The 25,263-nt window shown below is 33.9% G+C and carries 28 protein-coding genes, 2 pseudogenes and 1 riboswitch; of the genes and pseudogenes, 14 read left to right on the top strand and 16 right to left on the bottom strand.

The window, feature by feature from the left end; genetic code table 11:
* Nucleotides 1-224 precede the first annotated feature (224 nt).
* The 4 genes from GTO82_RS00580 to GTO82_RS00565 all read right to left on the bottom strand — a co-directional run bounded on the left by GTO82_RS00580 (nucleotide 225) and on the right by GTO82_RS00565 (nucleotide 3,263).
* Nucleotides 225-1,214, bottom strand: a complete 990-nt coding sequence (locus GTO82_RS00580; protein ID WP_004898541.1) for a ribose-phosphate diphosphokinase — start codon at nucleotides 1,212-1,214, stop codon at nucleotides 225-227.
* An 82-nt stretch (nucleotides 1,215-1,296) separates the two neighbouring features.
* Nucleotides 1,297-1,659 (bottom strand): hypothetical protein, encoded by a 363-nt coding sequence (locus tag GTO82_RS00575; RefSeq protein ID WP_135352421.1) that lies wholly within the window; start codon nucleotides 1,657-1,659, stop codon nucleotides 1,297-1,299.
* Between the two features lie 86 nt (nucleotides 1,660-1,745).
* On the bottom strand, nucleotides 1,746-2,408 hold the full coding sequence (locus GTO82_RS00570) for an alpha/beta fold hydrolase (RefSeq protein WP_180873403.1): 663 nt from the start codon (nucleotides 2,406-2,408) through the stop codon (nucleotides 1,746-1,748).
* Between the two features lie 24 nt (nucleotides 2,409-2,432).
* On the bottom strand, nucleotides 2,433-3,263 hold the full coding sequence (locus tag GTO82_RS00565) for a glycosyltransferase family 2 protein (protein ID WP_180873402.1): 831 nt from the start codon (nucleotides 3,261-3,263) through the stop codon (nucleotides 2,433-2,435).
* A 121-nt stretch (nucleotides 3,264-3,384) separates the two neighbouring features.
* Between GTO82_RS00565 and GTO82_RS00560 the strand changes: the two genes are divergently transcribed.
* Nucleotides 3,385-4,353 (top strand): DUF1002 domain-containing protein, encoded by a 969-nt coding sequence (locus GTO82_RS00560; protein ID WP_180873401.1) that lies wholly within the window; start codon nucleotides 3,385-3,387, stop codon nucleotides 4,351-4,353.
* Nucleotides 4,354-4,521: 168 nt separating this feature from the next.
* Here GTO82_RS00560 and GTO82_RS00555 read toward each other — a convergent pair whose 3' ends face one another.
* The gene (locus GTO82_RS00555) at nucleotides 4,522-4,731 is read right to left on the bottom strand and encodes a hypothetical protein (protein ID WP_180873400.1); all 210 of its coding nucleotides are present in this window, start codon (nucleotides 4,729-4,731) and stop codon (nucleotides 4,522-4,524) included.
* Nucleotides 4,732-4,814: 83 nt separating this feature from the next.
* Entirely contained in the window at nucleotides 4,815-5,546 is a 732-nt protein-coding gene (locus GTO82_RS00550) for a ribonuclease H family protein (protein ID WP_180873399.1), read from the bottom strand.
* An 88-nt stretch (nucleotides 5,547-5,634) separates the two neighbouring features.
* Between GTO82_RS00550 and GTO82_RS00545 the strand changes: the two genes are divergently transcribed.
* The 4 genes and pseudogenes from GTO82_RS00545 (at nucleotide 5,635) to GTO82_RS00530 (ending at nucleotide 10,230) form a co-directional block, all read left to right on the top strand.
* On the top strand, nucleotides 5,635-6,561 hold the full coding sequence (locus tag GTO82_RS00545; protein ID WP_180873398.1) for an alpha/beta hydrolase: 927 nt from the start codon (nucleotides 5,635-5,637) through the stop codon (nucleotides 6,559-6,561).
* 23 nt (nucleotides 6,562-6,584) lie between these two features.
* Nucleotides 6,585-7,292: pseudogene (locus GTO82_RS00540) on the top strand (zinc metallopeptidase).
* Nucleotides 7,293-7,305: 13 nt separating this feature from the next.
* Nucleotides 7,306-8,766: a cardiolipin synthase gene (gene cls, locus GTO82_RS00535; RefSeq protein ID WP_180874053.1), complete on the top strand. Its 1,461-nt coding sequence runs from the start codon at nucleotides 7,306-7,308 to the stop codon at nucleotides 8,764-8,766.
* 75 nt (nucleotides 8,767-8,841) lie between these two features.
* A pseudogene (locus tag GTO82_RS00530) lies at nucleotides 8,842-10,230 on the top strand (IS3 family transposase).
* 63 nt (nucleotides 10,231-10,293) lie between these two features.
* Here the strand turns inward: GTO82_RS00530 and GTO82_RS00525 are convergent.
* Nucleotides 10,294-10,770 carry a hypothetical protein gene (locus tag GTO82_RS00525; RefSeq protein ID WP_180873397.1) on the bottom strand — a complete coding sequence of 159 codons (477 nt, stop codon included), beginning with the start codon at nucleotides 10,768-10,770 and terminating at the stop codon, nucleotides 10,294-10,296.
* Between the two features lie 125 nt (nucleotides 10,771-10,895).
* On the opposite strand from GTO82_RS00525, the gene GTO82_RS00520 reads away from it, so the two are divergent.
* The 3 genes from GTO82_RS00520 (at nucleotide 10,896) to GTO82_RS00510 (ending at nucleotide 13,005) form a co-directional block, all read left to right on the top strand.
* A complete protein-coding gene (locus tag GTO82_RS00520) occupies nucleotides 10,896-11,609 on the top strand; it encodes an NAD-dependent protein deacylase (RefSeq protein ID WP_180873396.1) in 714 nt (237 codons plus the stop codon).
* 111 nt (nucleotides 11,610-11,720) lie between these two features.
* Nucleotides 11,721-12,251, top strand: a complete 531-nt coding sequence (locus GTO82_RS00515; protein ID WP_180873395.1) for a methylated-DNA--[protein]-cysteine S-methyltransferase — start codon at nucleotides 11,721-11,723, stop codon at nucleotides 12,249-12,251.
* Nucleotides 12,238-13,005 carry a TerC family protein gene (locus tag GTO82_RS00510; RefSeq protein ID WP_180873394.1) on the top strand — a complete coding sequence of 256 codons (768 nt, stop codon included), beginning with the start codon at nucleotides 12,238-12,240 and terminating at the stop codon, nucleotides 13,003-13,005. The genes GTO82_RS00515 and GTO82_RS00510 overlap by 14 nt, the downstream gene beginning before the upstream one ends.
* Here GTO82_RS00510 and GTO82_RS00505 read toward each other — a convergent pair.
* Entirely contained in the window at nucleotides 13,002-13,364 is a 363-nt protein-coding gene (locus tag GTO82_RS00505) for a DUF488 domain-containing protein (protein ID WP_180873393.1), read from the bottom strand. The genes GTO82_RS00510 and GTO82_RS00505 overlap by 4 nt on opposite strands.
* Nucleotides 13,365-13,440: 76 nt before the next feature.
* Between GTO82_RS00505 and GTO82_RS00500 the strand changes: the two genes are divergently transcribed.
* The 4 genes from GTO82_RS00500 (at nucleotide 13,441) to GTO82_RS00485 (ending at nucleotide 17,284) form a co-directional block, all read left to right on the top strand.
* Nucleotides 13,441-14,067 carry a DNA-3-methyladenine glycosylase gene (locus tag GTO82_RS00500; RefSeq protein WP_180873392.1) on the top strand — a complete coding sequence of 209 codons (627 nt, stop codon included), beginning with the start codon at nucleotides 13,441-13,443 and terminating at the stop codon, nucleotides 14,065-14,067.
* A gap of 47 nt (nucleotides 14,068-14,114) precedes the next feature.
* A riboswitch (Lysine riboswitch) is annotated at nucleotides 14,115-14,288 on the top strand.
* Nucleotides 14,289-14,402: 114 nt separating this feature from the next.
* On the top strand, nucleotides 14,403-16,016 hold the full coding sequence (locus GTO82_RS00495) for an ABC transporter substrate-binding protein/permease (RefSeq protein WP_180873391.1): 1,614 nt from the start codon (nucleotides 14,403-14,405) through the stop codon (nucleotides 16,014-16,016).
* Complete coding sequence (locus GTO82_RS00490; protein ID WP_004898508.1) at nucleotides 16,006-16,764, top strand: amino acid ABC transporter ATP-binding protein; 759 nt, start codon at nucleotides 16,006-16,008, stop codon at nucleotides 16,762-16,764. Before GTO82_RS00495 ends, GTO82_RS00490 begins: the two co-directional genes overlap by 11 nt.
* A gap of 253 nt (nucleotides 16,765-17,017) precedes the next feature.
* Nucleotides 17,018-17,284: a hypothetical protein gene (locus tag GTO82_RS00485; RefSeq protein ID WP_004898506.1), complete on the top strand. Its 267-nt coding sequence runs from the start codon at nucleotides 17,018-17,020 to the stop codon at nucleotides 17,282-17,284.
* 82 nt (nucleotides 17,285-17,366) lie between these two features.
* Here GTO82_RS00485 and GTO82_RS00480 read toward each other — a convergent pair whose 3' ends face one another.
* The 8 genes from GTO82_RS00480 to GTO82_RS00445 all read right to left on the bottom strand — a co-directional run bounded on the left by GTO82_RS00480 (nucleotide 17,367) and on the right by GTO82_RS00445 (nucleotide 23,300).
* Complete coding sequence (locus tag GTO82_RS00480) at nucleotides 17,367-18,296, bottom strand: HNH endonuclease signature motif containing protein (RefSeq protein WP_180873390.1); 930 nt, start codon at nucleotides 18,294-18,296, stop codon at nucleotides 17,367-17,369.
* A gap of 1 nt (nucleotide 18,297) precedes the next feature.
* On the bottom strand, nucleotides 18,298-18,942 hold the full coding sequence (locus tag GTO82_RS00475; protein ID WP_004896187.1) for a YfbR-like 5'-deoxynucleotidase: 645 nt from the start codon (nucleotides 18,940-18,942) through the stop codon (nucleotides 18,298-18,300).
* Between the two features lie 114 nt (nucleotides 18,943-19,056).
* Nucleotides 19,057-20,181: a glycosyl hydrolase family 8 gene (locus GTO82_RS00470; RefSeq protein WP_180873389.1), complete on the bottom strand. Its 1,125-nt coding sequence runs from the start codon at nucleotides 20,179-20,181 to the stop codon at nucleotides 19,057-19,059.
* Between the two features lie 9 nt (nucleotides 20,182-20,190).
* Nucleotides 20,191-21,501, bottom strand: a complete 1,311-nt coding sequence (locus GTO82_RS00465; RefSeq protein ID WP_180873388.1) for a glycosyltransferase family 2 protein — start codon at nucleotides 21,499-21,501, stop codon at nucleotides 20,191-20,193.
* Nucleotides 21,491-21,637, bottom strand: coding sequence for a hypothetical protein (locus GTO82_RS00460; protein WP_004898495.1), 147 nt, complete (start codon nucleotides 21,635-21,637; stop codon nucleotides 21,491-21,493). The genes GTO82_RS00465 and GTO82_RS00460 overlap by 11 nt, the downstream gene beginning before the upstream one ends.
* Nucleotides 21,634-22,494: a hypothetical protein gene (locus GTO82_RS00455; RefSeq protein WP_053106798.1), complete on the bottom strand. Its 861-nt coding sequence runs from the start codon at nucleotides 22,492-22,494 to the stop codon at nucleotides 21,634-21,636. The genes GTO82_RS00460 and GTO82_RS00455 overlap by 4 nt, the downstream gene beginning before the upstream one ends.
* A 176-nt stretch (nucleotides 22,495-22,670) precedes the next feature.
* Nucleotides 22,671-22,811 (bottom strand): hypothetical protein, encoded by a 141-nt coding sequence (locus tag GTO82_RS00450; RefSeq protein ID WP_003649666.1) that lies wholly within the window; start codon nucleotides 22,809-22,811, stop codon nucleotides 22,671-22,673.
* A gap of 78 nt (nucleotides 22,812-22,889) precedes the next feature.
* On the bottom strand, nucleotides 22,890-23,300 hold the full coding sequence (locus GTO82_RS00445) for an iron-sulfur cluster biosynthesis family protein (protein WP_180873387.1): 411 nt from the start codon (nucleotides 23,298-23,300) through the stop codon (nucleotides 22,890-22,892).
* Between the two features lie 175 nt (nucleotides 23,301-23,475).
* Here GTO82_RS00445 and GTO82_RS00440 point away from each other — a divergent pair, with 175 nt between their 5' ends.
* Together GTO82_RS00440 and GTO82_RS00435 are read left to right on the top strand one after the other, a co-directional pair.
* Nucleotides 23,476-24,582: an SLC13 family permease gene (locus GTO82_RS00440; RefSeq protein WP_061400881.1), complete on the top strand. Its 1,107-nt coding sequence runs from the start codon at nucleotides 23,476-23,478 to the stop codon at nucleotides 24,580-24,582.
* Nucleotides 24,583-24,697: 115 nt separating this feature from the next.
* Complete coding sequence (locus tag GTO82_RS00435; RefSeq protein WP_180873386.1) at nucleotides 24,698-25,255, top strand: LemA family protein; 558 nt, start codon at nucleotides 24,698-24,700, stop codon at nucleotides 25,253-25,255.
* Nucleotides 25,256-25,263 lie beyond the last annotated feature (8 nt).

Below are 25,263 nucleotides of genomic sequence, written 5' to 3'. Positions count from 1 at the left end.
AATTAAAATTCTTGTATAGTCAATTAATTGGCTATTTTATTTGTTTGTATTATAACTTGCATGAGAAAATTGTCAAATTATGTCTGGAAGGCTAGTCATGATTTTAAGGATAGATTTAATTAGATTTTACTCTTAATTAAATATAAAATGTTCAAACACAAAAAGACTGATCTAAACTTTAAACCAAGATCAGTCTTTTCTTAAATATTAAATTTTAATGTGAATTATCCTTGAATTCTGTTTTGTTCATCAAAAATTTGGTGAATTGACTTATCGTTGTAAATATAATCAATACCTTTAGCAAGTAAACGTGCTACAGATAAACGAACCATTCTATCTGGGTACTTCTTGTGCTTAATAGTATCAGTTACTACGATTTGTTCTACTGGCAATTCGTTCAATACATCGATCGCATTTTGAGAAAGTAGTGCGTGAGTTGCAGCAACATAAACTTTCTTAGCACCGGCAGCTAAGACTGATCTAGTTGAAGAAGCAATTCTAGAACCAGTATCAATCAAGTCATCAACGATAATGACTGTCTTGTCTTTGACGTCCCCAATCATATCGTGAGCTTCTGCGTCATAACGTGCACCGCGTTGATCAACAATAGCAATTGGAGCATCGAAGTATGAACCAAAAGTACGTGCAAGTTTTGCACCAGAGTGATCAGGAGAAACAACTACTACATCATCATTATCCTTGCTTGCAATACCATTATCTAAGAAGTATTGAGCTAAAATTGGCATCGCATGTAAGTGATCAACTGGGATATTGTAGAATCCTTGAATTTGAGATGCATGTAAATCAACTGCAATTAAATCATCAATATCAGTCAATTGAAGCAAGTTAGCCAATAATTTTGCAGTAATTGGTTCACGTGAACGATTCTTAGTATCTTGACGAGAATATGCCATATAAGGAATTACTACGTTAACAGAGTGAGCAGATGCACGATGTAAAGCATCCAATACAATCATTAATTCCATGAAGTTTTCATTCACAGGATCTTGAATAGATTGAATTACGTAGACATCACAACCTCTAACACTTTCTGTAATGTTTACTTGAATTTCTCCATCACTAAAGTGTTGAACAGCAGTTTCAAGTAATGGCTTATCTAAAGCAGCCGCAATTCTTTCTGCTAGAGCTTGGTTTCCACCAAGTCCGATTAATTTCATTGGGTGCAACATTTCGTGCAATTCTTCTTTTTTCATTAATTTGCCCTTCCTTGTAAAATTAACAGCTATTCTTATTATAACGAAAAATTCCTATTTTGCTCTACTTTTCAGCTGTAGATTATAAATGATTCTTTTCAGCTGCCTTAATTTGATCTAAACGACCAACAACATAAGTATAAAAATCTTCCGCATCTTGTGGATTTGTATTTTCAAAAGCACGTAAAATAATAGCGAACTCGTCTTTTCCCATTTGATGTAAGGTGGCTGTTTGATAAAGCATAGGATTATCTCCCTTAGGTACTAATTTTAGAAAACCATTAATCAATAGATGTGCTTTTTTATAAACTACTGCTTGCAGACTATGAATATCTAACACTACTTCACGCTTACCTAAAAATAAAGGTCCTGTATGCTTCACAGTAATCTTATCTCCCTCTACTACCATTTCTCCATTCATTCCCTGCACTACTATTTCTTTCATAATCCTTATCCTCTGCCTCGTTAATTTATACTTTATATATTAATTCTATCTGATTTAAGTACAAAAAGAAAAAGAGGACTAGTAAACTAGTCCTCTTTACAAAAATCTTTAATTAAATCTAATAATTTTAAGCTATGAACAACATAACTGTAATGAGTTTGACGCGGCATTAAGACTAAGCGACAATTAGGTAATAATTGACTATACCAGCGAACATGTTCAACTTTAACCCAATCTCTTTCTCCAACTACACATAGAGTAGGAGTTTTTATTCGCTTTAGCGTTTCAACAGGGATATGACTTTCTCTTAAGGCCACCTTACTATCGCGATCCCCTTTAAAAAATCCACGAATTGTATTAGCAGCAATATGTTTTGCGTTCACACCATTTCCATTAACATAAGTACCTGCAACTATTACTTTAGAAACTAATTCTGGAGCTTGCGCAGCTAAAGAAAGGGCTACCAAGCCACCAGAACCAAAGCCTAAAATATATGGTTTATCTAACTTAAGCGCGTTAATAAAGGCTCGTAAGTCTTCTACCTCTGTTTGATAGTGCTCACTTGCCTCTCCTTCACTTAGTCCATGACCACGCATATCAGGAACTACCACAGTATAGTATAGAGAAAGAGGTGCAACTAGCTTATCAAAGATCCCACCATCTTGACGATGTCCATGCAATAAAATTAAGGGATGTCCTTTACCTAATTTTTGATAGTAAATCTTTACCCCATTAACTTTTACTTTCATATTTATTCCTTTAGTTGTAAGTTCTTATAAATCTTGATGGTCAAAATCACTTAAAGATGCCTTTTTGGCGATTTTTTTACTTTCTTTTTGGGACTCACGCTCTGCCATCAGACTTTTAATAATTTGACGCCAAACTCGATAATTTGCTCTAAAATTATCTGGTATTTTCTTTGGATTAAGGTCGTGAACCATACTATCTGCTCTCTGCCAATAATGATAATAAGGCGTTGAGCTATAGTAAAAACCATTAGTCAAAGACACATATTTTACATTAAAAATCTGATCTTCCATAAATGCCAGATCTTCCACAAAACGCAAATGATATTTTTTAATGATGCTAATTTTGTATCCCTTATTCCAGGTGTAGCCCTTAACAGGTGAGCCAAATACATTAGTCATCTTTAAATAAGCTTCTCTTTTATCAATTAAGCCACCGCTTTGCTTATTTCCTACAGGATGACTTTCATGGCGTTTTTCTGAATCAATCCAAAAACCACAAGAAACAATATCAACATCTGGGTGCTCATCAAAGGCTCTGACAAAGTAAGCAGTATAGCCTGAGTCTACCCAATCATCCCCATCATGAAAAGTAAAATATGGTGTAGTTACATGAGCCATTCCAACATTTCTAGCGTCAGAAAGCCCCCCATTTTTCTTATTAATAATATCAAAATAAAGGAACCGATCACGATAGGACTCGGCTACTTCACGAGTTCTATCCTTTGATCCGTCATTAACAATTAGCAATTTGAAATTTCTATCTTTTTGTTTAGCTAAAGCGTCAAGTGCCCTGCCTAAATATTTTTCCATATTGTAGACCGGCATAATTACCGTTAACATTGGCTGGCGTAACACGGCGTCTGCCTCCTTTTGCTTATGATTATAGCATCTTAATACTTATTTACATAATTCAGTTAACTATTTAGGTTATAATATAGCCATCAAATGAGTATATTTCATAGGAGAAAATTTTATTATGAAAAAAATACTAACTACACTTGTTGCTATCTTATCGAGTGGAATCTTAGGGCTAAGTGCCATTACTAATACTAAAACTGCTAAAGCCGATGATAATGACACTCCTGTTGTAACATTAGGTACATCCCTGACTGCCTCTCAAAAACAGGGCACGATTGATACCTTAACCCAGTCATTAAATGGCGCTAATTATACTACCATTACCATTACTGGATCTGATCTTGTAAAATACCTTAATCCGTCTGGTTATGACTTTACTGATAACTCCGGCGTTTGGTCTAGTGCCATGGTTCAAAAGACTAACTCCGGTAGTGGTATTAATGTTCATATTTTACCTTATAACGGTCATAATAACATTACAACTATTACAGCTAACCAATATAAAAATGCAGCCCTAACTGCCGGAATATCTGATGCAGATATTTATGTAACTTCTGCTACTCCAATTGATGGATCAGGTGCTTTAGCCGGTGTTTATGCAGCTTACGCTAAAAATGGGGATTCTTTGAACCAAAAGCAAATTAATGCGGCACAAACTGAAATGAACACTTTGAGCAAAATTACTAGCCAAAATAAAGGTAAAGATGGCTACTCGGATGCTCAATTAAATAATGCAGTTGCTGGTGCTAAAAAAGAAATGGCTAAGCAAGGTCAAAATATTTCTGATAGCCGAGTTAGAGATATTGTTAATAATCAAATTAACATTAACCACCTTGGTGATACTATTACTAACAATCAAAAAGAACAAATTATCAATGTTCTAATCAAAGTTAAAAATTCCGGTGCCTTAAAGGATAAGAATTTCCAACAACAAGCTAGCCAATTAACTGATCAAATTCAATCAGGGGCTAAAAACATTTTTTCTAAATTCAATACTCCAGAAACTAGAAACTGGTTCCAAAAACTAATCGATTCTATCGTTAGTTGGTTCAGAGGTATCTTTGGCGGTGCAATTATCTTAAACTAAAATCTAAGAAAAAAGACGGCTACTTTGTAGTCGTCTCCGTCGTCAAAACTAGTACCTGCGTGCGTTCTAGTCTTTCACTTATTATTATAGCAACTACTAAAAAAAGTGCATCAAAAAAGTCTGCAAAATTGCAGACTTTTTTGATTTAGCAAGCGGATTTTTTAATAATTAGTTTGTTTCAGTTGACTCAGTAGTCTCAGTCGAATTTTCAGTACTATCATCAGATTCTCCATCTTCAAACTCTGGTTCTTCGTCTTCAACTACATCTTCGCCACTATTATTGTTTTTATCTATAAGCTTCTTGGTTACAGCAGCTGCCGCACCAATGCCAGTACAAATAGCTGCACCAATACCAACTACTTTAAAGAACTTTTTCATAATATCACCTCATTTAAATTGGTTTATGCGCTTTCACTTCTAATTATAGTCTCTCTTAGTGATATTACGAATTTTTGAACTTTCTATTTCATTTGATCCATATATTTATTTAGCTCGTGATCAACGAAATTATTTCCTCGGTTGTCAGCATGTCCCTTGGTCCAGCTAAATTCACTGTCAGAAAAGTGTCCCAATAAACTATCTAGTTTCTTCCATTCAGAAGCATTAATTAAAGGTCCATTTGATCTCTTCCAGCCGCGCTTCTTCCATCCTTCAATCCAGTGTTTATTGATTCCGTTTAAAACATATTGTGAATCTAAAACAAACAATAAATGCTTGTCATTGAATTTTAGCGCAATTAATTTTTCCAGTGCATTAATTAGTCCGAGCAGCTCCATCTTATTATTTGTGGCACCAAATTCTCCCCCGGAACCATATGTCCGACCATTATTCCATTCAATTAAATAAGCCCAAGCTGCTTTATCGGTCTCATTAACATGGCCGCCTTTATGAACACCGGTATTTCGAGATCCTCCATCGGTATAAATAGTAGCAAAATAGTCAGCCGAAGTCTTAGAGTTAGTTTGAGATGTTTCACTAGCTGACTTAATTTTTTTAATTGCATTACTTAAAGAATCTTCTTTAACAATATCAGGCTGAGTTTCCTTATTCCAATCTAGATATTCAGTTGCATCGGTAATTTTTTCAAAGGACTTATACTCTGCACCAGAAAATCCATCTACTTGCTTTTTAGCATCTTCCCATGTTCGATAAACACCTGGTGTACGGCCCTTTTTTACTGCATAGTATTTCATAATTATTCCTTTCTTCATTTGCTCTAACCTATAAAATGTTAGAATAATTTTAACGCTAAAATTACAAAGAAAGAAGGGAGGAAATAGAGTGTTTTTTATCCAGAAAAAATATAGTGAAGAAGTCGAAAAAAACAATAAGCATAAAAATAAAGAACCTAGTATTGCTAGAATGTCTGTTTTAGGTTTAATGGCTACTTTTACCCCTACTCGTTGGCTCCTACGGATGCACAAAAGAAAAGTTGAAGACAGCTCGACTACTGAAAAAATAGATCCAACAATTGAGCAAATACCTGTTTTTTATGTGCATGGTTTTCGTGGTGGCGACTACACAACAAATAAAATGGTCCAAGCCGCCTGCGAGGCAAAGGGCACTAATAAATTTCTTAAGGCTACAATTGATCCATTTGGTAATTTTATCTTAGAAGGAACTTGGACAGCCGATAAGCAGCCGATCGTGCAACTTATTTTTAAGGACCGAATTGCTGGGGTTTATGCTAGTTCTTACTATCTTCGGGCTGCTCTTTCTTATTTAAGTAAAAGATATCATTTTAAAAAATACAGTGCTGTTGCCCATTCTTTAGGTGCTCCTTCAGTAATAAAAGCTGAGATGAAAACAAGTTTAAGAAAGAATTTCCCTCATCTAGATCACTGTGCCTTAATTGCTGGACCTTTTGATGGAGTAATGTATTTAGGTGACTTACCTAATGTCAATCGTCTTAATGAAAAGGGACGCCCCATTTTGATGAGTACATCTTATATGGGGATGCTTTTTAATCAGAGACGTTTTAATCCTGACATTTCAGTTTTAAATATTTATGGAAATATTTTAGATGAGACTAATACAGATCGGTTTATTTCTGTTGTTTCTGCTAAATCGATTCGCTATATTCTTGCTCCTGTTGCTCATACCTTTCAAGAAGTAGAAGTACGAGGAGATGCAGCTGAGCACAGTGTTTTACACGATAACCCTTTTGTAATTAATATTATTAACAAATTTTTGAAGTTAAGTGATTAATTTTATAAAGAGAGAAAATAACTATGTATTATATGCCATTTTTTTATGACCCATATTTTTGGACGATTATTCTAGGTGTAGCAATTTCAGGCTGGGCCTCAATGAATGTTAATTCAACTTTTAATCGTTATGATCAAGTGAGAAATCAGAGAGATTATACAGGTAAAGCAGCTGCCCGCTATATTCTTGACCAAGCTGGTCTATATGAAGTAGAAATTCGTGAAGTTGCCGGCAACTTGACTGATAACTATAACCCTACCAATAAAGTACTGAGTCTCTCACAATCAGTCTATAATTCCTCTTCAATTGCGGCAGTTGGCGTTGCAGCTCATGAAGTTGGTCATGCCTTGCAAGATGCTAGTGATTATGCACCTATGAGAATGCGATCTACCTTAGTGCCAATTGTTTCTCTTGGTTCTAATTTATCAATGCCACTAATTCTTTTAGGATTAGTCTTAGGAATGAACCAAACCCTAATTAAAATTGGTATTTGGTGTTTTGCCTTAGTTTTGCTTTTCTAATTAGTAACATTACCGGTTGAATTTAATGCTTCTCATCGTGCCTTACGGATGCTAAATAATGGCGCTATTTTATCTCCACAGGAAATGCCAATGGCTCGTAAAGTCTTGTTTGCGGCTGCTTTAACATATGTCGCAGCCGTTTTAACAAGCATGTTACAATTATTTAGACTTCTACTCATTTTTGGAGGCCATGACAACAATAACAACTAACTAGTAGGGAGGGATACTTATTTTTTCGAATGAATTTTGGGCGCTTCTTTGGGCTGTCAACACAATCTTAGCCTTCTATGTTGTATTCCACCGAAAAAGATCTGTCGCTACTTCTTGGGCATGGCTAATTATTTTACTAATTTTTCCAATTTTAGGCTTTATTTTATACGGCTTTATTGGACGTGGATTATCGCAAGAGAATCTTTTCGCTATTAACAATCAAAAACACATCGGTTTAAATAAAGTAAATAAAATGATCCCGCGTGTTCCTAAATCCGCTGGACCAACAGATACTTCTAAAGAAGCCCAAATTTTAATTGATTACTTTAACTTTAAACACGATTCCCCCCTCTCTAAAAACAACAAAATCAGTTTTTATACTGATGGCGAAAAGAAGTTTGAAGCTCTTTTTAAAGACATCGAACACGCTCAAGAAACAGTTAATGTTGAATATTATTCTTTCATGAATGATAATTTAGGTAATAAATTTCTTAATTTATTAATCAAAAAAGCTCGCGAAGGGGTTAAGGTAAGACTTATCTATGATCCTTGGGGTTCTCCAGGGGCTTCAAAGACTTGGTTTAAACCTTTAACTGATTTGGGCGGTGAAGTTGTAGCTTTCATTACAGCTCAAAATATGATTAAAAAGTATCGGATGAATTATCACCTTCACCGTAAAATTGTCGTTATAGACGGGCGCATCTCTTGGACGGGCGGCTTTAATGTCGGCGATCAATATGTCAGTAAAAGTAAAAAATTTGGCTACTGGCGTGATACACATCTTAGAATAGTGGGTTCTGCCTCTCTCCTCCTCCAGGAGCGTTTTGTTATGGATTGGAATGCTTCAATTACTGATAAAAATCAGACCATTTCATTCAATGAAAAACTTTTTCAAAAAATTGAAGAAAATAGACTAACAGAAGACGATGTTGCAACTCAAATTGTTTCAGATGGTCCCGATACTTCTACTCCATATTTACGTAATGGCATGATTAGAATGATGATGATGGCTAGAAAAACACTCTGGATTCAAACACCCTACCTTGTTCCAGACGATCCAATGATTGCCACTTGGGTTATTGCGGCTCATTCAGGCGTTGACGTGCGTATCATGATCCCTTCAATGCCTGACCATCCCTTTATTTACCGCGCTACACAATGGTATGCAAATTACCTACTTCATGAGGGAATAAAAATCTACGTTTATGACAATGGCTTTATTCACGCAAAAACCGTTATGGTTGACGATCGCTTCGCTGCAGTTGGATCAATGAACCAAGATTTTCGTTCGTACAGCTTGAATTTTGAAACTGATGCAGTCTTCTACGATAAAAATATTACCCGGGAATTAAATCATATTTTTGAAAAGGATTTAGCTAAATGTACAGAGTTAACTTTAGAGATTACTGATAACTGGTCACGTTATCTTCGATTTAAACAAGCTTTTTCTAGATTACTTTCTCCCATTCTATAAAAAGGATAGATCTTTCCTACTCACAATAGGTGATATGAACCCCGAAATTCGGACAAGAATTTCGAGTTTTTTATTATGTCTAAATTATTTAAGCAAGGCAAAATTGACATCTACAATAATTGGAAGCATTATCATAAGTCACTATCTCAACTAGGTAGAGAATATGGAGTAAGACCCGACAATTTATATTATTTAATCCGTCTAATAGACCTTCACGGCTTAGAAATTTTGAATAAATCATATTCTTCTTATTCAGTAGAATTTAAGAAAACTGCCATTAAAAGAATATTGATTAACGATGAACCAGCGAATTAAGTTTCATTAGACTTAGGATTGCCAAGCTCAGGTATGATCTATAATTGGCTTCGCAAATATAAAGAGGATGGGTATAATGTCATTAATCATAAGAAAGGCAGACCACATCATGAAAAGCAAAGACCAACAAATCAAAGAACTACAAAAACAAGTAAAAGACTTAAAACAAGAGAATCTCAAGCTTACTGTCGAAAACGAATTTGTAAAAAAATTGAGCGCCTTAGTTTCCAAAAGAAAAAACCAAAAGCACCAGAAATAGCTCAGGTGGTTACTGAACTAAGGCAAGAACTTCATGTAACCGTCAGTTTCATATTAAATGTAATCAATTCTAATCCTGATTTACCTCACTTATCTAAAAGTAATTATTACTATGTTCTAAAACAAAATGATAAAGATTCAAAAAATCATCAGATCATGAAACGTATCAAAGAAATATTTGAGGAACATAAACATCGCTACGGCTATAGAAGAATTACAGCTCAATTGCACATTGAAGGAATTAAAATCAATCATAAGAAAGTAAAGCGTCTGATGAAAAAGATGCATTTATTTGGTATTGCCATTAGACGTAGAAAAAGATATTCAAGTTATCGAGGAACTGTAGGTGAAATCAAACCTAATTTGATCTGTCGCAATTTTTTAGCCATTTTACCAGATAGAAAGTGGTATTCAGATATAACTGAGTTTCATTTAAACGGCGAAAAATTATATTTATCACCAATTATGGATGGGTGTACCCATGAGATAATTTCTTATACATTAAGTCGCCGTCCAGTTTTAGAACAAGTAATGACCATGCTTGACCTAGCTTATAAAGCTCATCCTGCTCTAAATGGTCTTATTTTTCACACTGATCAAGGATGGCAATATCAACATTCTACCTTTCAAAAATGGCTTACAGATCATGGTATTGAGCAATCAATGTCTAGAAAAGGTAATTCATTAGATGATGGATTAATGGAAGGATTTTTTGGTATCTTAAAGCGAGAAATGTGGTATGGCTTTGAAAAAAATTTTAAGAATTTAGATGAACTAGAAGATGCAATCAAAGAGTATATTTATTACTATAATAATTTTAGAATTAAGAGCTCAATAAAAAACCATACTCCGATTCAATATCGAAATATGGTTTTAAATCAAACAGTTTAATAATATGTCCTAATTTTTGGGTTCATATCAGGAGTACTTAGAGCTCTATCTTTTTTATTAACTTTACATCATTGATTGGACTTCTATTCCAACATTTGAGCCGAGATATTTTCTGATATTAACAATCACATCACTAACCTGCTGTGAGAATCTAAGATAGTAAGCCTGACGATTATTAGTTTGAAAGATTGCCATTACAGTTGGCTTTTTAGGATTGGGAACGGTAATTAATGTAACGTGAGCAATATCGCTATACTTAACTGTCCGCTTAAAATATCCACTCACAACTAAACGTTTCTTAGCTAGGCCACTAACACCATCAATTATGCTCATTAGTAAAAATGTAGCAATAAAAACATTCATCAGAACTGTTGAATCAGTGAAGTAATCTAAATAAAAGCCAATTAGTAAAAAAATTAGAGCCCAGATAACTGATGAACTTCTAAAGCGGGCCTTATAATCAATGTTTGCTTGCCAATACCAACTATAAAAAATATAGCCAATTAGCAAAATATCAAAAGAAATATATAAAAGTGACATAATTTTCCCTCTAAAAGTATTTATTAACGTTAAAAATCTTACTTTAATTATAACAAATACCACTTTTTCTCTCAGCATTCTATAATTGACTTAGCTGAAAATTAATAATATAGGAGGTTTTAATTATGAGTTTAGATAAGCAAATTGCTGCACTTCAAGTTGATCTTAATGCAGCTCATTATGTCACTTACTTAACCGGTGCCGGCGTTTCAACTCCATCGCATATTCCTGACTATCGTTCAAAAAATGGAATTTACAATGGGATTTCGGAAAGCCCAGAACAAATTTTAAGTGAAGAAACTCTTTTTCATCAACCAGCTAAATTCTATCACTTCGTAATGGAAAATATGTATTTTCCAGATGCAAAACCTAATATTATTCATCAAAAGATTGCTGCTAGTTGTAATAAAAATGGAACCTTAATTACTCAAAATGTAGATGGTTTAGATAAAAAATCTGGTAATAAACACGTCATAGAATTTCACGGTAATCTTTATAATATCTACTGTACTAAATGTCATGAAAAAATTTCATATGACAACTATAAAAAATCATATCTTCATGAAAAAGATCAGGGAATTATTCGCCCAGGGATTGTTTTATACGGTGAACCAATTAACGAAAAAGTACTCACAAAATCTGTTGAAAAGATTCATGATAGCGATTTAGTTATTATTGCTGGAACCAGTTTTGTTGTTTATCCTTTTGCTCAACTTCTTGCCTATCGGCAAGCTAATGCAAAAATTTGGGTAGTCAATAATACCCCTGTACCAGCTCCCAGAGAAGTTTCAACAATTATTGCTACTGCTGAAAAAGTATTTGACAAATTATATATATAACCGCTATTATCTTAACTAACATTTTATTTAATTTGTTTCTCTCCTCCTTATGTTATTTTTTGTTGTACAAGGTGCAGTTAATATATTAATTAAAAGAAAGGTTAGGATTAAATGCTACTTGCCCAAGCAAAAGTTTTCTATTATGATTTTGTTGAAATTAAACCATGGATCTATGAACTAGTCATCAGCAGCTTGGGATTAGCATTTGTTGGAACAAAAAATAGTAACATTGAGGCATCTATCCTTGGTTTCTATCCTAATCACATTTTGATTCAAGACTCAAAAAAACTTGCTCCTTATGTTCAACAATTAGAAGAATACTTTGCTGGCAAACGCCGTTCTTTTACTGTTCCAATTGATTATTCAAGCTTTGGGACGCCATTTCAAAATAAGGTTGTAAAAATGATTGAAAATATTCCATATGGGACTACTATTTCCTATCGTGACCTAGCAGCTTCCATCAATAGTTCTACTTCAGTTAGATCCGTTGCCCATGCAGTAGCTTTAAACCCATCTTTAATTTTTATTCCAAGTCATCGTGTAGTTTTAGCTCCAGATAGGGGAGGAAGTTATAGAATGGGAGAGAAAGAAAAACAACGTTTAATAAATCTCGAAGAAGGCTATCTAAATGCAGCTAATTAAACTTTATCAACCTTTTTTTAACGCTAATAATTGGGCGCACGTCTTAACTAGCGGTCAAGATTGGATGATGATTCTTACCCTAATTTTGATGGAATGTTTACTTTCCGTTGATAACGCCGTTGTCCTAGCAGCTCAAACACAAGTATTACCCACTAAAGATGAACAAAGAAAATCTCTAGTTTATGGTTTATGGGGAGCCTATTTATTTCGTTTCATTGTAATTGGAATTGGTACTTACTTAATTAACTTCTGGGAAATCAAGTTATTAGGGGGCCTATATTTACTTTACCTAGTTTACAAATACTTCTATGACGTTCGCCACCCTGAGCTGGTTGCTAAAAAAGAAAACCACAAGAAAAAGAACTCCAAAAAAAGAAAGCACCATTTTTCCTTATTTTGGAGAACTGTAATCTCAATTGAATCAATGGATATTGTCTTCTCCATTGACTCAGTTTTAGCTGCCTTAGCCATGTCAAATAATCCAGTAGTAGTTCTGGTCGGTGGAATGATTGGAATTTTATGCATGCGTGGCATAGCTGAAATCATTATTAAGTTAATGGAAATTATTCCAGAGCTTCAAACTATGGCCTATGTCTTAATCTCAATTATTGCGATTAAACTACTTATTTCACTGCCACCTTTAAACTTTAAATTACCTGATACAATCTTTGCTGGGATTGTATTTGGCACAGTTATTTTAACAATAATTTTTCACTATGTACGACAAAATGTACATGGTAAGAAAATGCCTTAACTTAATTGCTGATCAATAAATTCCTTAAGTACAACTGCTTGGTTGTACTTTTTATTTTTAGCTCCATATAAGAAAAGAACATTTTCTTTGGCTAGTTTCTCTTTTACGTCTTTAATAAAAGCTGGTGTTGCTGGATTAGCTTTTAATTGCGCTATATACTTAGACTTGAATTCAGGATATTTTTCGTCTTCATGATTAAACCATTTTCTCAATTCATTAGTCGGCCCAATCTCTTTATCCCATTCATCTAAATGAGCCTTTACCTTGCTCATTCCTCTAGGCCACAAACGATCTACCAAAATTCGATAACCAGCTGGTTGCTCATGGTCATATATTCTAACTACTTTTATTTCATTCATGGTTAAATTCCCCACTCTCTATTAGTATTTATCTTCAATTATGAGTGTACAACTTTTTTTAGAAAGAAAAATTAATATGAATTACACAGAATTTTTCACTAATCGTTCTACAAGCGAAATTAGTAAAGACCTACTAGGTAGAACCTTGTCTTACAATAACGGAGAAGAAATTCTATCTGGTACTATTGTTGAAGCAGAAGCCTATGTCGGTGTAAAAGACCGAGCTGCTCATTCTTATGGCGGCAGACGTAGTCCCGCAAATGAGGGCTTATATCGTCCGGGTGGCAGTTTATATATTTATTCTCAAAGACAATATTTTTTCTTTGACGTTTCTTGTCAAGAAGAAGGTGAACCGCAAGGAGTATTAGTCAGAGCGATCGATCCTCTAACAGGAATTGACACGATGATTAAAAACCGCAGCGGTAAAACAGGGCCACTTTTGACTAATGGCCCTGGAAAAATGATGCAAGCCTTAGGGATTACCAGTCGCAAATGGGATTTAGTTAATTTGGCCGATTCGCCTTTTGATATTGATATAAATCACAAACGCCAAATAGAAAAAATTGTTGCCCTTCCAAGAGTAGGGATTAATCAGTCAGATCCTGAATGGGCTCAGAAGAAATTAAGATTTATCGTTAGCGGTAACCCTTATGTTTCAGACATTAAGAAAAAAGACATCAAAAAAAATCACGGATTTATTTGACAAAAGATTAAAAATCGTTTAATCTTTTCATCAGTTAAATAAATCCCCAATGCAATAGAGGTTGCGATAATCACAGAATTTACTTGAGTACGCGAATACAGTGAGAGTCAATTTTAGGATTACCGCCGAAATAAATTTTCTTTCGTGAAGTTAATTTGTTGGGATGTAAGAGAATATCTTACATACTGTCCTGGTCGTCCCCAGGGAGCGCTATATGATTTGGTTTAATTACTGATGATTTTCAAACCTCGTTGTTTTTGGTAAACAACGAGGCTTTTTATTTACGCTTTTATTGTATTGGCTTTATTTGAAATAATTTTTGGAGGTATTTCAAAGTGAAGTCAAAAATAAGATGGTTTAGTGCTTTATTAGCCCTAATTTTAAGTTTAGTTATCGGTTTTAGCTTTAATTCTACTCAAACCGAAGCGGCTAAAAAAGAAGCACCCCTAAAAATCGGTATGGAAGCTAACTATCCACCATACAATTGGACTCAAACAACTGATGCAAATGGTGCAGTTCCAATTGATGGATCTAAGCAATATGCAAACGGATATGATGTCCAAATTGCAAAAATCATTGGTAAAAAGCTTCATCGTAAAGTAGTAGTGGAAAAAACCGAATGGGATGGATTATTACCAGCCTTAACTTCTGGAAAGATTGATTTGATTATCGCTGGTATGTCCCCTACTGCTGAACGTAGAAAGGCTATCAATTTCTCTGAACCTTATAGAAAAGGTACTTTCGTAGTAATTACCAACAAAGATGGAAAATTTGCTCAAGCAAAAGGCTTAAATGACTTTAAGGGAGCTAAATTAACTGCTCAACAAGGTACTCTTCACTACGACTTGATCAAACAATTACATGGTGCTAAGCGTGAACCTGCAATGAGAAGCTTTTCTGCAATGCGTCAAAGTTTACAATCAGGTACTATTGACGGTTATGTCGCTGAAGATATTGAATATCAAAGTTACAAGACTGTTAACCCTAACATTGTTGCCGTTAACCTTAATAAGATGCAAGGTTTCCACATTCCTTACGAAGACTCAATTACTTCAATTGGTGTTAAGAAGGGCAACACTGAATTATTAGATCAAGTTAACAGTATCTTAAAAGGTATTTCTAATAAAAAGCGTGACCAATTAATGGCCCAAGCTGTTAAAGAACAACCTCAAGCTGGGGGCAACAAGAAAGAAAATTGGTTTATGTCAATTATGCATCGCTATGGTTCAATGATCCTTGGCGGTGTTGGTATGACACTTCTTCTTGCCTTAGTTGGTACTATCGTTGGTTTCTTCATTGGTTTACTTGTAGGTATTGTTAGAACTATTCCAACTCCTAAGTCTGCTGGTAAAAAGTGGGGCCTAAAGATAGTTGATTGGATTTTAGCTGTTTATATTGAAGTATTCCGTGGAACTCCTATGATGGTTCAAGCTGCTGTTATCTACTACGGAATTGCCCAATTATGGCACCTCAACTTAAACCGTACTGTAGCTGCTTTAGTAATTGTTTCAATTAATACTGGAGCTTACCTAGCCGAAGTTATTCGTGGTGGTATTAATGCCACTCCTAAAGGTCAATTCGAAGCAGCTTCTGCAATCGGTATGACACACTCACAACAAATGTGGCATATTATTTTACCTCAAGCCATTAGAAATTGTTTACCATCTATTACTAACGAATTTATTGTTAACATTAAGGATACTTCAGTATTAAGTATTATCTCTGTTTCAGAATTGTTCTTTGTTGGTACAACTGTTGCCAGTCAAACATTCCAATTCTTCCAAACTTACTTCATCATTTCAATGATCTACTTAATTTTGACATTCTCTATTACTAGAATCTTTAACTTCATTGAAAAGAAACTTGAAGGTCCAAAAAACTACAATTTAATGGCTAACCAATTACAAGTAGAAGATCCAAAGGAGACTGGATTTGAACATGAACAATAATAACGAAGAAAACATTTTACAAGTACAACATTTACAAAAGAAATATGGTGATCATACAGTATTAAAAGATATTTCTTTTAATATTAATAAAGGAGAAGTAATGACCATTATTGGTCCATCTGGTGGTGGTAAATCAACGATGCTAAGATGTATTAATCTTCTTGAAGAACCAAGTAATGGAAAAATTCTCTTCCATGGAGAAAACATTCTTGATCCTCATTTTAATCGTAATACCTTCCGTTCTAAGGTCGGAATGGTATTTCAGCAATTCAACTTGTTTAACAACAAGAATGTCCTTCAAAACTGTATGATTGGCCAAGAAATGGTTCTTGGTCGCTCCAAAGAAGAAGCTAAAAAAGTTGCTATTGAAAACTTGCAGAAAGTTGGAATGGATCCATTTCTTACTGCTAAACCTCAACAATTATCTGGTGGTCAACAACAACGTGTAGCAATTGCTCGGGCAATTTCTATGGATCCAGAAGTTCTGCTCTTTGATGAACCTACTAGTGCCCTTGACCCAGAAATGGTTGGTGAAGTACTTAATACCATGCAATTACTAGCTAAGACTGGACTAACAATGGTGATTGTTACTCACGAAATGGGATTCGCTCGTGATGTATCTGATCAAGTTGTCTTCATGAGTGATGGAGTTATTACCGAACAAGGAACACCACAACAGATCTTTAACGATCCACAAGAAGAAAAGACTAAGAAGTTCCTACGTAACTTCAGAAATAATGAACTTTAAGCAAAATAATATAGAATTTGCTTTTCCCCTATAAATTATAAAAAGGCTGATACTCTTTGTTATAAACATTGAACTATCAGCCTTTTTATTAGTCTATTGTTATCTACCTATTTATTTTTAGTATCTTTTCTTTTAACAAAGTACAAATTATTGAAATCATGGTTCCTAGGATTCATACTATTCCCGAAAAGAGCGAATGGTCCCAATATACTAATTGAGACTTTATTAAACATAAAAGAAAGGAAAATACATAATGTTTGATTTTGTATTTTGGGTTTTAGTAATCTGGTTTATTATAAATGTTATTTGGATGTGGTTTGTATTAAACAAACAATCATATCAAAAATCCTTTGCCTGGATTAATGTAGCAGCAGTGATTATTGGTTTTTGGGTTTACTACGGTACTGGTGCTCACTCCGGTGGATTAGCTGATTGTTTCTTATGGCTAAATTGGCTTAACGTAGTTTTAGCTTGCCTTCAATTTTACTTCGGCTACCGCAAACTTAACAGTACTAATTAAGCTCTCAAAAAAATACTTTAATCATCTAAAAAGACTAGTATTCCACTATCAGTGTTATACTAGCCTTTTGTATTTATTAGAATTAAATAATTTCGCTATTTTCTCGCTCTTTTTCTAATTTCCAACCAATATCAAAGTATGTTTTGCGTTCATTACGCAAGGCACCATAGTCACTTTGCAAACTATCAATCGCGTCCTGTAATTTTTTATTTTGCTTCCGAATTGCATTTAATTCTGGATCATTCACAATTCCTTTTAAATGAACCTTGCCAGCCAAGTCTCTTTTAGCAGCTTGAAACTCTTCCTTCAAATTAGCTAAAGCATCTTCATACTTAACTAGCTTTTTATTTACGATAGTTAATTGATCGTTCAATTTAACAAATAATTGATATGGCATGTTCGATTTAATCTTATTGCATTCACTACACGATAAAATCAAATTATCAAAAGAATTATCATGTGATAAAGAAACGGGATCTTTGTGATCTACACTCGTTCCACGCCGGCCGCAATACTGACAGCGGTAATTATACTTATGCCGAATTCGTTCCCGATCTACAAAGTCAACTTCATTTAAAGAAAAATCAACTTCAATCCCCATCTTTTTCATATTTACTGCAAAATCCACATTATTCTCAGGAATATAGTCTATTTCATTATCTTCACTCTTAATAATTGCTAAATTAAACTCACGACGTGAAATTTGTTGTAGAGCAACTTCATTACCATCATAATCTTGAATGAATGACTCATACTGTCGTCTATTATTATTGTCTACAAGATAGTGATTTAAAGAATCTGGCTTAATCTGACCATTATTCTTCTTTCCTACAAAGCTATAGAGCATTACCTGGGAAATACTTTCAACTACCGGATTTTCATAGTTCTCTGCATCCAAATTTCTTGTTAAACAAATATCACAAATACTTGTCAACTTAGGGTTCATTAACCCTTCTTGCTTAAAATGAAGACTATCAAGTCGTAAACCACAGGATGCACACTGTAATTTCAACCTATTCTTCCCCCATTAACAAAATACTAAATGCAATTCTTTGCATTTTATCTTTACCGGCAAAATCGCCCTTAAATAAATCTGGCAAAATTTTCTTAATAAAGTATTGAACACAAGTTAAATCATCAAACTTTTTAATAGTTTCAAGACTTTCTTTAAACATCTGCATGAACACAGGATTTGGATTTCCTAATTCAATTTCACCATAAGCTTCATAAAGTAAATCCAACTTATCACAAATAGATAAGATCTTACCCTCTAAAGTATCATCTTTTCCTTCAGATAGGCGTTTTGTATAAATTTTTTGAAATTCTTTTGGAATTTCATCCTTAATAAATTTAGCAGTCATGGTTTCTTCAACATCCCCAATCATCTTACGTAATTGCGGAGTTGCATACTTAACCGGTGTCTTGATATCACCAATAAAACGTTCAGTATAATCATGGTTAAGACTCTTTTCATAAAGAGCTTTCCAATTTACTTTTTGCTTACCAATGACTTCTTCGATATCTCCCATCATTTGAGCAAGTTCTGCTGTTCTAAAGCTATGATCAGCTACAGAATGGTGTTGATATTTAAAATATCCTGGTGCACGGTCAATCGACTCTAAACTATTAAAACCTTGAATATACGCATTTAATCCCATAAAAACTTACCCCTTCCAGAAATATAAAAATGTCTAAAATTTCTACTATCATAGCAAAACCACTCTACTCTTGCAAATCAAAAATAGAGAAAGATTTAACACCTTAATCTTTCTCTATTTCTCTAATCCCGTCAACTCATTTGTATTTAAAGCAGCTAAAACAATCAATGTTGCATCGTAGTAATTATTAGCAGGAAGCGGTCTTGAAAAAATATATTTTTCATGTTCTACCAAAGTACCATATCCTTCATTTTGATACTTACTTGCGGCTACAAAGATCGGTGCACTAAAGCTTGCAGACTCATATGGATATAGGGTTTTTCCACTCAGGGTAAACCCACTTGATATTTCTTCTTTTTGCTTAAAAAAACTCAGCATTTTCTTTACGATATTATTGGCTTCTTTATCATTACTTGCTGCTAAGAGCATCGGAACTCGGCAAGCATTGGCGCTGTAATTACCATCATCTTTGGTTGCTACATCATTAGCCTTAGCAGGAGACGCCTGTTTTTGCTTTGAAATCCAGGTAAAATCCGGAACTAGTCCTGTTTTATGTTGGCTGCTAAGCTGTTGTAAATAAGCCAGCATCTGTGATTTTATTTCTATCCAGCTGTGATCTCCAGTTGCTTGATAAAATTCTTCAAATGCTTGTGGCATTACATCTGATGTTCTCATTACATTATAAAAATGTGATTTCTTATTTGCCCAATTTCCTACAGTAATTATTTTAGCCGAACGATTGCTTTCTAACTTTTTGATATCACTGATTAATTTAAGAGCTTGAGCTTTATATCCATGTCCTGGCCAAACTTTATCAGCTTCAAGCAATGCTTGGGCAATCATCATATCGCCGTCACTTGCGCTCACTGGATTATCCTGTAAGCTTCCCTTTTTATTTTCTTGTCTCCAGCTCATTAAGTTTGAATTAGACAATCGATGCCTTAAATAATAATTATCCAATTTTTGAAAATCATTTTGGCTTCCTAAGTGCTTCTGTCCTGCCTTTACAGCTAGTAACATTCCATATCCCTGTGCTTCCGACAAGGCAAACGGTGGCTTATTTTTTCCAGCTGCGTTAACATACTGCTCACTTTCACTTTGATTTTTTATATAATCTTCTCGCCAAACCTGATAGTATCTTTTTTCTATCGTGCGATCATTGCTCATCCTTACATATCCAATAATTCCTAAGTAAGCTACTATCACACCTAAAATCAAGATTAAATTTTTAACTCTCATGCCCTATCCCTAATCTGCAAATCTCTTTGTTTTTACCCATTTACTACCGTCTCGCTTAAAGATTTTATCCCCGATAACTGAGCAAACTGCTTGGATAGAAATAGCAATAAATAATTGTGAATAGGTAAAATACGAACCCAATGCTAACCAAATTTGATCACTAGTGGCTTGTCCATATTGTGTAGCTAAAGCCAGATTGATTTGAGTTACATATAAAAGAATCATCAGTAACCAATTAATTAATAAAAGTTGCATCAGTAAGAGATTGGAATCCATTGCAAAAATAATTGGTATCTTAGGATTAAAAAATCTTGCCACTACACATCCTAAATCTACGAAGAAGATAATATCGGAAAGAACAACCGCTAAGTTAAACCAAAAGAAAATACAGGTTAAATAAAACGTTTCTAATTTAACGCGCCAATTACTCCTATCAAATAAATGCTTAAAATTATTTATCACAACTTGATAGTTTCCTTTTGCCCAGCGCAATCGTTGATAATAATAATAATCACGTAAGTGCTCAGGCTCTTGTTCAAACGCTTCTGAATTATAAGCTAAAGCAATCAAGTATCCATCTTCCATAATCCGAAAAGAAATTTCTGTATCTTCAGTTAAAGCACCCTGTTGCCAACCACCAATACTTCTTACATACTCGGTATTAATGATGAAATTTGTTCCTGGAATTCGTCCAATTTTAAATAAATTCCAGACCCCAACATGTTGAATACGTTGAGAGACAATAACTTCTTGATTAATACATCTAGTTAAAAAGTTTTGCTTTGCATTACGTGTTTTATTTCTTCCAAAGGTGGCCATGTAGCGACTTGGATTTTCTAAAACTTTTTTAACTAAAAAATACAAGGCATTTTGTTCTGGTAATGCATCTGCATCATAGACACAGATATATTCTCCTTGAGCTATTTCTAAGGCATCATTCAAAACGCCAGCTTTTCCTCCAGAACCCTGTCTTTCAATAATTTGTACGTTTCGATACCTATATTCAGGCATATCAACTGCCTTTCGCATCTCAGCAGCTGTCTTATCTTGACAATTATCCGCATATAAAAGTACTTCTATTTTTGAAGCAGGATAGTTTAAATCAAGAATTCCTTTTGTCGTTTTAGCAATTACAAGCTCTTCATTATGGGCCGGTACTACAATCGTAATCGTAGGGTAGCGTTTTAGAGCGGTAATAGAAACAATCTTTTTACTATGTTTAATCCAAAAGCGAATCGCACCATAAAGCGTTACTAGTGACGCTAAAAGAGAAAACCAAATAGATACTAAAGTTGAAAATGCTAAAAAATTATTTAACATGATGATGCTTTCCTAAATGAAGGACGGTATGTTCAGTTTGATGATAAATCGTCCAAACACTATGAATCATAGCAAAAAGTGCAATTAAAAATATTAATGTAACTAAAATAGCCAGCATAAAGAAAACATCTATCATGATTCGACTCCCTTTAAATACTCAACAACTAAATCTGTTTCAAGCTTTCGTTTTAAATGTTTAAGAATTGCATCAAGATCTGGGTATAATATCAAATCTTCCTCAACAATATGCTGAGTAGCCATTTTAAATGCTGGGTGATAGTCTTCATATTTTAAAGCTCGAAGTTCTGCTTTTAATTCATCATTCAAAACCATCAAAGTTCCAGGTGCAATTGTATTAGAAATAATTAAAAATTCACCATTTCCCAGGTAATATAAATTTTCATCAACTAATCTGCTCTTTTTAAGCACTTTAGCTATTTGTTTCAAAATTTGACTATGCTCTTCTAAATTAAACTGAGCAAACTGTTGATTATGCTCCCATTTAATGATTGTAAAGTCATCCCACAAAGGTAAATAACTTTTTTCTCTTAAAATTCTGCTTATCTTCTGGTATAGCTTCTGTGCGTTATAGGTCGTTTGGAGTTTTACATTTTGATCGTAGTGGGTAATATAGCGATAAACGCTAGCTTCATTTTTCTTATAGATACTCCACCTAAAAATGCATTCTCTCAACTGACTCGCTAGATAGGCTTCTATTGGAAACGAAAGCAATAATATTGCCTTAGCATATATATCTAATCTCACATAGCCAAGGGTTAAGCCGCTGATTCCCAATACAGTTAAAATTAAAATAAGCCATGTACTAACAATATTTGGCAAAATTAGGCCAACAAGTGCGCCTAATACCAGAAGCATCGCAACTCCCCAAAAAACATTATCTAAAAAATTATCTGCTACTCCTAAAAAAAGAGACGGCAAAATAAGGGCGAAAATTGCTTTTAATTCTAGCCCTTTTATCGAAATGTTATTCATTTTAAAATTTATATCCTATGCTTTATTACTTTGTCCTCTATAAGACAATTTATATAGTAATATAATTTCAAACACAACAAAATGTTATTATATTAATTTAGATTTATATAACTTTTGATACAAAAAAAGGAGAGACGCTAAACAGCGTCTCTCCCTTTATTGAACAGTAAATTTAATTACTTGTTTTCGTCTTTAGCAGCTTTGTTTAAGAAAGCAACTACTTCAGCAGCTCTCTTAACACGAGCTTTAGAATTCTTCTTGTTCTTAGGTCTTAAGTTTGGTGTAACACCTGTGTTGTAGTTTTCACCTTTACGCATAGATCTATACTTCCTCTCAAATAAAATTTTCGAAAATCTTTTATTATCATACCACGAAGAAGCACGTCACTTCAATACCTAGCAGATCTTTCCACCTAATTTTTTCATCTCATCTGCAGATAATTTTTCACCTTTAAATTCGGAAATGGTAACTCCGCCATCAATAATCCCCTCATTTGAAGATAAAGATAGAGCAGCATCACGAGCGTTAAGGACTAATCCATCCTCTAAAAATGCTAATTCTTTATCAGATGTATACATGTCTAAGTCCATATTATTTTTAATTTTAATAGAAAAATCCGGATCCTTATGATCTAATAAAACAAGCTGAAAATTAGCACCGATTGTACAAGTCCCACCTAATTTAGAATAACCATTTGAGCCATCATTTAAGGCTAGTAAAACAACTTGTCCCGGTTTAATCTTCTTTTCTAAAGCCTCTTTAGCATCATCTTTTATTTTTAGTTCAATATTTTTTGCATCAAGCATAGTCTATTCCTCCTATGTTATTTACTAACTTAAATATAGCAGTTTTCTTTCTTCTTCCCCTAATAAAATGCTCAAAATAATATTAATAGGAAAGTTTAATCCGAAAAAAGCGTTGCGAACTTACGCTAAAGAGTTCAAAATAGTAGTGTTGATTTAATTTTAAGAGGGGACATTAATGACCGTCATCAAAAATATTGCTAAAGACCGTATTTTACAAATTACGGTTGTCATAACGATCATAAGCTTATTCTTCGCCCGACCACGGATTGAAGATATTAACTTCCACACACTATACTCAATTTTAGCGATGCTGACTATCATCCAAATTTTTTCTTACTTACACGTTTTGGATGTATTAGCTTATAAGCTTACAGCTAGTGCTAGAAGTACAAGAAGATTAACTGCGATTTTTACAATCTTATCAATTGTATCTGCAATGTTCTTAACTAATGATATAACCGTTTTAACTCTTATACCATTGTATTTGACAATTGCTAAACGACACGGTTTACCTGAAATACTACCTGTCACTTTAATCGGAATGGGAGCAAATATTGGGGCTGCTTTTACTCCATGGGGTAATCCTCACAATATTTTTGTAGTTAATCGCTATAACGTTTCGCCACTTAAGTTTTTTAGTTGGTCACTTCCATTATTGCTGATCAGTTTAATTACCGTTCTATTGTTCATCTTTTTTGTTAAAGATAAACCTATTCCTACAGTACCTTTAGAAGATATTAGGATTAGTGTCAGACCCATGATTTTGACCATTGCTGTTTCAATTTTCTTCTTCTTTGGTGTTTTCAATATTGTTCCAGCATATGTGCCAGCAATTGTTGCCGTAATTTTGGCTCTTATTATTAATCCTTCAATTATGTTACATGTGGATTATGCTTTACTCTTAACTTTTACATGCTTTTTTATTTTTATTAGTGATATCCAGCAAATACCATTTATCGTTACACTTATTTCAAAGACCATGTTCTCTGAACATTCTGTCTTCTTGACTTCAATCATTTCAAGTCAATTTATTTCTAATGTTCCTTCAACCATCCTAATTGGTAAATTTACTAATTATGCTGAAGCCTTATTCTTAGGTTCAAATATTGGAGGATTTGGTTCACTTGTTGGATCAATGGCTAACATGCTTGTTTTCAAAAGTTTCGTTGAAAACGGAACAGTATCAAAGCGCAAATTCTTCTGGGTATTTTCAGTTCTCGAATTTGCTGGTTTGATTATTTTGACAATCCTTGGATGGATCGTCTTAGACTTTGTTATTTAGATATCGTAAAAAAGCACAAAACTGTGCTTTTTTTATGTTCTAATTTTCTGTTATTTGGTACAATATTCCTAACATTTTAGCTTAATATTTATGATATAGAGAAAGGATTCAGTTTATGAGTTTAACCTGGATTATTATCATTATTTTAATTTTATTGGTAGCTATTTATATTGGCATCTATAACGGCTTACAAAAAGCTAAGGTGCATGCCGATGAAGCTTGGAGCCAAATTGATGTTCAATTAAAGCGTCGTAATGACTTAATCCCTAACTTAGTTGAAACAGTTAAGGGTTATGCTAAGCACGAAAGCGGCACTTTAGAAAAAGTAGTTTCATTAAGAAACCAATTAGTAAATCTTCCATCTTCTGATCACGAAGAAGCTAATAAACTTTCTAATCAAATTACTGATTCGTTGAAGAGTATTTTTGCTTTAGCTGAAAATTATCCTGACTTAAAAGCAAACCAAAACTTCTTAGCACTTCAAGAAGAACTTACTAATACTGAAAATAAGATTGCCTACTCACGTCAACTTTATAACTCAACAGTTGCTATGTTTAATGAGAAGTTACTAACTTTCCCATCTAACTTAGTAGCTAAGATGCATGGCTTTAAGAAAATGGACTATCTTCAAACACCAACTGAAGAAAAGGCCGTTCCTCAAGTCAAATTTTAGGTTAATTA

This window comes from Lactobacillus johnsonii, assembly GCF_013487865.1.
Classification (GTDB): domain Bacteria; phylum Bacillota; class Bacilli; order Lactobacillales; family Lactobacillaceae; genus Lactobacillus; species Lactobacillus johnsonii_A.
Note: the sequence above shows the minus strand (reverse complement) of the source record. Positions and strands in the feature narration are given on the sequence as shown.

Bases quoted from the DNA above. Each gene is read 5' to 3' on its own strand.
- GTO82_RS00445 (WP_180873387.1), bottom strand. From the start codon at position 23,300: ATGCTTGATGCAAAAAATATTGAACTAAAAATAAAAGATGATGCTAAA.
- GTO82_RS00470 (WP_180873389.1), bottom strand. From the start codon at position 20,181: ATGAGAGTTAAAAATTTAATCTTGATTTTAGGTGTGATAGTAGCTTAC.
- GTO82_RS00570 (WP_180873403.1), bottom strand. From the start codon at position 2,408: ATGAAAGTAAAAGTTAATGGGGTAAAGATTTACTATCAAAAATTAGGT.
- GTO82_RS00450 (WP_003649666.1), bottom strand. From the start codon at position 22,811: ATGCGTAAAGGTGAAAACTACAACACAGGTGTTACACCAAACTTAAGA.
- GTO82_RS00550 (WP_180873399.1), bottom strand. From the start codon at position 5,546: ATGAAATACTATGCAGTAAAAAAGGGCCGTACACCAGGTGTTTATCGA.
- GTO82_RS00500 (WP_180873392.1), top strand. From the start codon at position 13,441: ATGAATTACACAGAATTTTTCACTAATCGTTCTACAAGCGAAATTAGT.
- GTO82_RS00485 (WP_004898506.1), top strand. From the start codon at position 17,018: ATGTTTGATTTTGTATTTTGGGTTTTAGTAATCTGGTTTATTATAAAT.
- GTO82_RS00440 (WP_061400881.1), top strand. From the start codon at position 23,476: ATGACCGTCATCAAAAATATTGCTAAAGACCGTATTTTACAAATTACG.
- GTO82_RS00515 (WP_180873395.1), top strand. From the start codon at position 11,721: ATGCTACTTGCCCAAGCAAAAGTTTTCTATTATGATTTTGTTGAAATT.
- GTO82_RS00510 (WP_180873394.1), top strand. From the start codon at position 12,238: ATGCAGCTAATTAAACTTTATCAACCTTTTTTTAACGCTAATAATTGG.
- GTO82_RS00455 (WP_053106798.1), bottom strand. From the start codon at position 22,494: ATGAATAACATTTCGATAAAAGGGCTAGAATTAAAAGCAATTTTCGCC.
- GTO82_RS00555 (WP_180873400.1), bottom strand. From the start codon at position 4,731: ATGAAAAAGTTCTTTAAAGTAGTTGGTATTGGTGCAGCTATTTGTACT.
- GTO82_RS00525 (WP_180873397.1), bottom strand. From the start codon at position 10,770: ATGTCACTTTTATATATTTCTTTTGATATTTTGCTAATTGGCTATATT.
- GTO82_RS00460 (WP_004898495.1), bottom strand. From the start codon at position 21,637: ATGATAGATGTTTTCTTTATGCTGGCTATTTTAGTTACATTAATATTT.
- GTO82_RS00490 (WP_004898508.1), top strand. From the start codon at position 16,006: ATGAACAATAATAACGAAGAAAACATTTTACAAGTACAACATTTACAA.
- GTO82_RS00520 (WP_180873396.1), top strand. From the start codon at position 10,896: ATGAGTTTAGATAAGCAAATTGCTGCACTTCAAGTTGATCTTAATGCA.
- GTO82_RS00560 (WP_180873401.1), top strand. From the start codon at position 3,385: ATGAAAAAAATACTAACTACACTTGTTGCTATCTTATCGAGTGGAATC.
- GTO82_RS00475 (WP_004896187.1), bottom strand. From the start codon at position 18,942: ATGGGATTAAATGCGTATATTCAAGGTTTTAATAGTTTAGAGTCGATT.
- GTO82_RS00580 (WP_004898541.1), bottom strand. From the start codon at position 1,214: ATGAAAAAAGAAGAATTGCACGAAATGTTGCACCCAATGAAATTAATC.
- GTO82_RS00575 (WP_135352421.1), bottom strand. From the start codon at position 1,659: ATGAAAGAAATAGTAGTGCAGGGAATGAATGGAGAAATGGTAGTAGAG.
- GTO82_RS00435 (WP_180873386.1), top strand. From the start codon at position 24,698: ATGAGTTTAACCTGGATTATTATCATTATTTTAATTTTATTGGTAGCT.
- GTO82_RS00505 (WP_180873393.1), bottom strand. From the start codon at position 13,364: ATGAATGAAATAAAAGTAGTTAGAATATATGACCATGAGCAACCAGCT.
- GTO82_RS00465 (WP_180873388.1), bottom strand. From the start codon at position 21,501: ATGTTAAATAATTTTTTAGCATTTTCAACTTTAGTATCTATTTGGTTT.